Raw genomic sequence first — 4753 nt, forward strand, 5'->3', positions numbered from 1 at the left:
TTCAAATGGCGATTCAGCGTTTAATTGGTTTTGGGAAAAAAGAAGAGTTTAAGGAAATTTTGGCAATTTTAAGAAAGCAGAATCCTGATAGGATAAGGGTTCTGTGAAATTTGTCGTGTACAGAGAATAATATTAATAAAAAATAAGGATAAATTTATGGAAAAAACTTTTATGGAAGCAATGGATTTTAGACATGCTTGTAAAATATTTGATGAGACAAAAAAGATAAAAGATGAAGATTTAAACTATATTTTAGAAGCAGGGAGAAAATCTCCTAGCTCTTTTGGGCAAGAGCCATGGAAGTTTTTGGTAATTACAAAAGTATAGCCTGAATTAGCCCTCGATTTTACATCTTGGAACCATGGCCCCCCCCTTTTTTAGGAAAAGGATGACCTTCGGTCTCTCTATTTAAAGGAAATCTTCACGCCTTTTTGTCGGATTCGGCTGAAATTTACGGGACGGTCTTATTTAAGAATGTATGGCTTAATGTTGCGAAAGAAGTTGATTTCCTCCCAATGGTTTTTAAAACCCTGCTTTATAATATCCTCTCTTATTGACCATAAGTACTCTTTTAGGTATATCGTCATTTGGTGCGCTTCATCAATTATATTAGGTGCAGACAGCGAAATGGCATTTTCTTTTCGCTGTACCTCTGAGATAATATGATTTAATGAAGATACCATTTCGTATTTAGTTTACAATATTTCCTTTTATAAAAGAAAATTGCGTAGTATGATTATTAAAAAACACCAAAAGATGTTATTCAAAGAACACATTGATATTAGCTTCAATCTCTAAACCGTTGATTTGGAAATACATAATACCCTATTTGTTCATTCTTTTGTTATTTGTTGTATGTTGCGTTATTCCATCAATAATTTTATTCCAATCTTCGAAATGTAGTTCGTGTCCGGTTCCATCAAGCGTTATTAGTTTTGAGCCGTTTATCTTTTCAAGTAAAACTGCTGAATTCTTAAAATGCCATATTTTATCGTCCGTTCCGTGTACAATTAAGGTTGGCTGATTGATTTCGCTCAATCTGTTCCAGTATTCTTCACCACCTTGCAGTGCCGCATGATTGAACATACTTATATAGTTATTAGCTCTTTTAAATTCGGCTCTAATCAGTTTTTCACTTCTTTGTTTGTCAAATTGTTTCCTGCCGCTCATCAATTCAGCACCTTGAATTAAATAATTTGCCACACTGTCTTCATTTGTCCAATCTACGGTTTCAGCTTTTCCGTGAAAATCTAAAATACGCGTATCCATTTCAGGAATTGTGGGGTCTGAGTCGCCCCAAGGACCTGATGAGATTAGTGTTATTGAACTTACCCTGTCGGCATATTTTATTGATGCTATTTGAGAAATCAGTCCGCCCAGTGAAATTCCCACAAAATTGGCTTTGACTATTTTATAGCCGTCCAAAATTGAAATAGCATCATGGGTTAAGTCAACAATATCATAGGGGGTTGAACCCGGTTCGTAATTAGTAGATTTTCCTACGTCCCTATTGTCGTAGCGAATAACAAAAAATCCCTTTTCAGATAGTTTCTGGCAAAATTCAGCATCCCAATACAACATGGATACCGTTGCTCCCGCAATCAAGAGTATTGCCGGATCTTTTTCACATCCAAAACTTTCGATAAAAAGTCTTATTCCGTTTTTTTTAACTATTTTCTCTTTCATTTCCTCGCCTTTCTGTTTTATAGATTCATTAGTTTTTGGAACGAAAAGTCGAGGCTGAACATTTCCGTTTCGTTTATTATTGATTCTGCCTGTGCTTCTCTTCCATAAGCAAACATTTGCTGTTCATAATTTTCAATAGCCTCTTCAATGCTGTTAAATTTCCCATTGGTCAGATTATCCGACAATATCAAGGCATCCATCAACCCACTGTTTACGCCTTGTCCTGCAAAAGGAGGCATCAAATGAGCAGCATCTCCAATCATCGTTATGGGTAATGGACGCTTACTTTTCCAAGACTTATCTAAGGGAAATAGATTTAAAACCTTTGAAAGTAAGTGTATTAAAGGAGATTTTAAAAGATTACAACTCTTATTCAAATAAAAATTTACTTGATTTTTATTTGCTAAGTGGTGGAGTTGCAAAATATATAGAACTATTTATCTTAAACAGTAGTTTTGATTTAAAATCTATGATAGATACAATTATTGATCCAAACTCAATATTTTTGGAAGAGGGAAAAAATAGACTTATTGAAGAGTTTGGAAAAGAGTATGGAACATATTTTTCTATTTTAGCTTTAATCTCTGATTCAAAAACATCAAGAAGTGAAATAGAATCAATTTTGGAAAGAAATATTTCAGGACATTTATCACGACTTGAAAATGACTATAACATCATAAAATCAATTAAACCAATAAATGCTAAACCAAACTCAAAAGTACAAAAATATGAGATAGTTGATAATTTTTTATCCTTTTGGTTTAGATTTATTTTTAAATACCAATCACTAATCGAAGCTGAAAATTTCGATAGATTAAAAGAGATTATCTATAGAGATATCTCAACTTTTCAAGGAAAATTCCTTGAAAAACTTTTTGTGGAACTCTTAAAAGAGAAACAAACTTTCACTTCTATTGGCTCATATTGGGAGAGAAATAATCAAAATGAGATAGATATAGTTGCTATCGATGATATTGATAAGAAACTTCTAATTTGTGAAGTAAAACTAAATGAAAAACGGATAAACTATCAGGCTTTAGTTTTGAAATCTCAAAAATTAATTCAAGAGTATAAAGATTATGAGATAGAGTATAGGCTTTTATCGATAAAAGATATTTAAAATTAGAAAAACAGATAATAGCTGGTGCTAGAGTGGTTGCTAGGGTAATTACTCTAATTTCAAGTTGTTGCAAGTGGTTTTTGCAAACTTTGTATAAAGCCTTAATCGATATAAAAGTTAAGTTTGATTATATATAATTGTTGAATAATTTAAAAGGAGTACAAAATGAAAAAAGTTTTAATTTTAAATGGACACCAATATTATGAAAATGTTGCAAAAGGTGAATTAACTGAAAAGATTTTAGAAAAAGCGACACAATTTTTCAAAGAAAATAACTTTCTTATAAAATATACAAATATAGATAAGGGTTACGATATAAAAGAGGAGTGTGAGAAGTTTGAGTGGGCTGATTATGTGTTGTTTCAATATCCTGTTTATTGGATGGGTGTTCCTTGGATTACAAAAAAATATTTCGATGAGACTTTTACTCAAGGAAGACACTATGCAAACGACGGAAGAAGCAAAAACGATGATAGCAAAACTTATGGAAGTGGTGGATTACTAAAAGGCAAAAAATATATGCTAAGCTTGACATATAATTGTCCAAAAAGTGAGTTTAACAATCCTGATGGTTTTTTTGATGGATTATCACTAGATGAAGCAAATGTTGCTACTCATAAAACTTTTCAATTTGTTGGATTAGAACCTTTAAAACTTACTCTATGCATGATATTTTTAAAGGAGATTTGGATTTAAATAAAGAGTTAGCTAAATTTGAAGATACTTTAAGAGAGAATTTTAAGTTTAGTGTATATATAATTTGATATATTTAATTTAAGGAGCTATAATGAGTTTATTATTAAACAAAGGTAAAATAGGTGATTTGGAACTAAAAAATAGAGTTGTAATGCCACCTATGTGTATGTATAAAAGTGATAATAGTGGAGAATTAAAAGATTTCCATATGTTTCACTATACTTCAAGAGCAATGGCTGATGTTGGTTTAATTATTGTTGAACCAGCATCAGTTGAGCCAAAAGGAAGAGTTTCATCTTTTGAATTAGGACTTTGGGATGATTCTTTAATTGAAAATCATAAAAAAATGAATGAGAAGTTACACTTATTTGGAGCAAAAAGTTCTATACAATTAGCTCATGCAGGAAGAAAATCTGAAGTTGTTGATGATATTTGTGTAGCTCCAAGCTCAATTGCTTTTAGTCAAAAATCACCATATAAAGTTCCAAAAGCGTTAAGTCTTGAAGAGATAACAAAAATAAAAGAGTTGTTTGTAAATGCTGCAATTAGAGCCGAAAAAGCAAATTATGATTCAGTAGAACTTCACGCTGCTCATGGATATTTGTTGTGTGAATTTTTATCACCTTTAACAAATAAAAGAGATGATATTTATGGTGGAAGTTTAGAAAATAGGTGTAGATTAGTAATTGAAACTGCAAAAGAGATAAAAAATAGGGTAAAATTACCCCTTATTGTTAGAATTAGTGCTGATGAATGGATGCAAAATGGATGGAATATAGAAGACTCTATTTATTTATGTAAAGAGTTAGAAAAAGTTGGAGTTGATTGTATTCATGTTTCAAGTGGTGGAAATATAGAAAATCCAGATAAGATACCAAAAATTGAACCATTTTATCAAGCTAATTGGGCAAAAGAGATTAAAAAAAGTGTAGATATTCCTGTTATTGCTGTTGGTTTAATAACAACAGCAAAAGAGGGTGAATATCTTCTTGAAAATAGTTTTTGTGATTTTGTTGCATATGGAAGAGAGTTGCTTAAAAATCCAAATCTTGTATTTTATGCTGCAAATGAACTAAACGAAAAAGAGAAAATTAATAGCTCTTATGCAAGAGCATTTTTAAAATAATATTCTCTGTACACGACAAAAATAGATAACTCATTGAAATAATGTCACAATAATTGTTTTCTAACGACGAATACTATGACACATCTCAATGAGTTATATCTTATCTTAAACAAATCTCTAAAATG

At 31.1% G+C, this 4753-nt stretch carries 5 protein-coding genes and 1 pseudogene; 4 read left to right on the top strand and 2 right to left on the bottom strand.

Going from position 1 to position 4753, the window contains the following annotated elements; genetic code table 11:
• Window positions 1-156: 156 nt before the first annotated feature.
• On the top strand, window positions 157-327 hold the full coding sequence (locus FTU54_RS14975) for a nitroreductase family protein (RefSeq protein ID WP_218944955.1): 171 nt from the start codon (window positions 157-159) through the stop codon (window positions 325-327).
• 498 nt (window positions 328-825) lie between these two features.
• Here the strand turns inward: FTU54_RS14975 and estT are convergent, their stop codons facing one another.
• Window positions 826-1686 (bottom strand): macrolide hydrolase EstT, encoded by an 861-nt coding sequence (estT, locus tag FTU54_RS14980; protein ID WP_180074908.1) that lies wholly within the window; start codon window positions 1684-1686, stop codon window positions 826-828.
• 17 nt (window positions 1687-1703) lie between these two features.
• Window positions 1704-2000, bottom strand: a pseudogene (locus FTU54_RS14985) (FAD-dependent oxidoreductase); the annotation flags it as partial.
• A gap of 155 nt (window positions 2001-2155) precedes the next feature.
• Here FTU54_RS14985 and FTU54_RS14990 point away from each other — a divergent pair.
• The 3 genes from FTU54_RS14990 (at window position 2156) to FTU54_RS15000 (ending at window position 4628) form a co-directional block, all read left to right on the top strand.
• A complete protein-coding gene (locus FTU54_RS14990) occupies window positions 2156-2806 on the top strand; it encodes a DUF234 domain-containing protein (protein WP_218944954.1) in 651 nt (216 codons plus the stop codon).
• A gap of 165 nt (window positions 2807-2971) precedes the next feature.
• A complete protein-coding gene (locus FTU54_RS14995; RefSeq protein WP_218944953.1) occupies window positions 2972-3502 on the top strand; it encodes an NAD(P)H-dependent oxidoreductase in 531 nt (176 codons plus the stop codon).
• Window positions 3503-3593: 91 nt separating this feature from the next.
• On the top strand, window positions 3594-4628 hold the full coding sequence (locus FTU54_RS15000; RefSeq protein WP_169538918.1) for a tRNA-dihydrouridine synthase: 1035 nt from the start codon (window positions 3594-3596) through the stop codon (window positions 4626-4628).
• The last annotated feature ends 125 nt before the right edge of the window (window positions 4629-4753 follow it).

Origin of the sequence: Acinetobacter sp. YH12116 (assembly GCF_013418895.1) — a bacterium.
GTDB lineage: Bacteria > Pseudomonadota > Gammaproteobacteria > Pseudomonadales > Moraxellaceae > Acinetobacter > Acinetobacter indicus.

What these genes read in the sequence shown, in the direction of transcription:
- FTU54_RS14975 (WP_218944955.1), top strand. Translation starts at nt 157, where the DNA reads ATGGAAAAAACTTTTATGGAAGCAATGGATTTTAGACATGCTTGTAAA.
- estT (WP_180074908.1), bottom strand. Translation starts at nt 1,686, where the DNA reads ATGAAAGAGAAAATAGTTAAAAAAAACGGAATAAGACTTTTTATCGAA.
- FTU54_RS14990 (WP_218944954.1), top strand. Translation starts at nt 2,156, where the DNA reads ATGATAGATACAATTATTGATCCAAACTCAATATTTTTGGAAGAGGGA.
- FTU54_RS14995 (WP_218944953.1), top strand. Translation starts at nt 2,972, where the DNA reads ATGAAAAAAGTTTTAATTTTAAATGGACACCAATATTATGAAAATGTT.
- FTU54_RS15000 (WP_169538918.1), top strand. Translation starts at nt 3,594, where the DNA reads ATGAGTTTATTATTAAACAAAGGTAAAATAGGTGATTTGGAACTAAAA.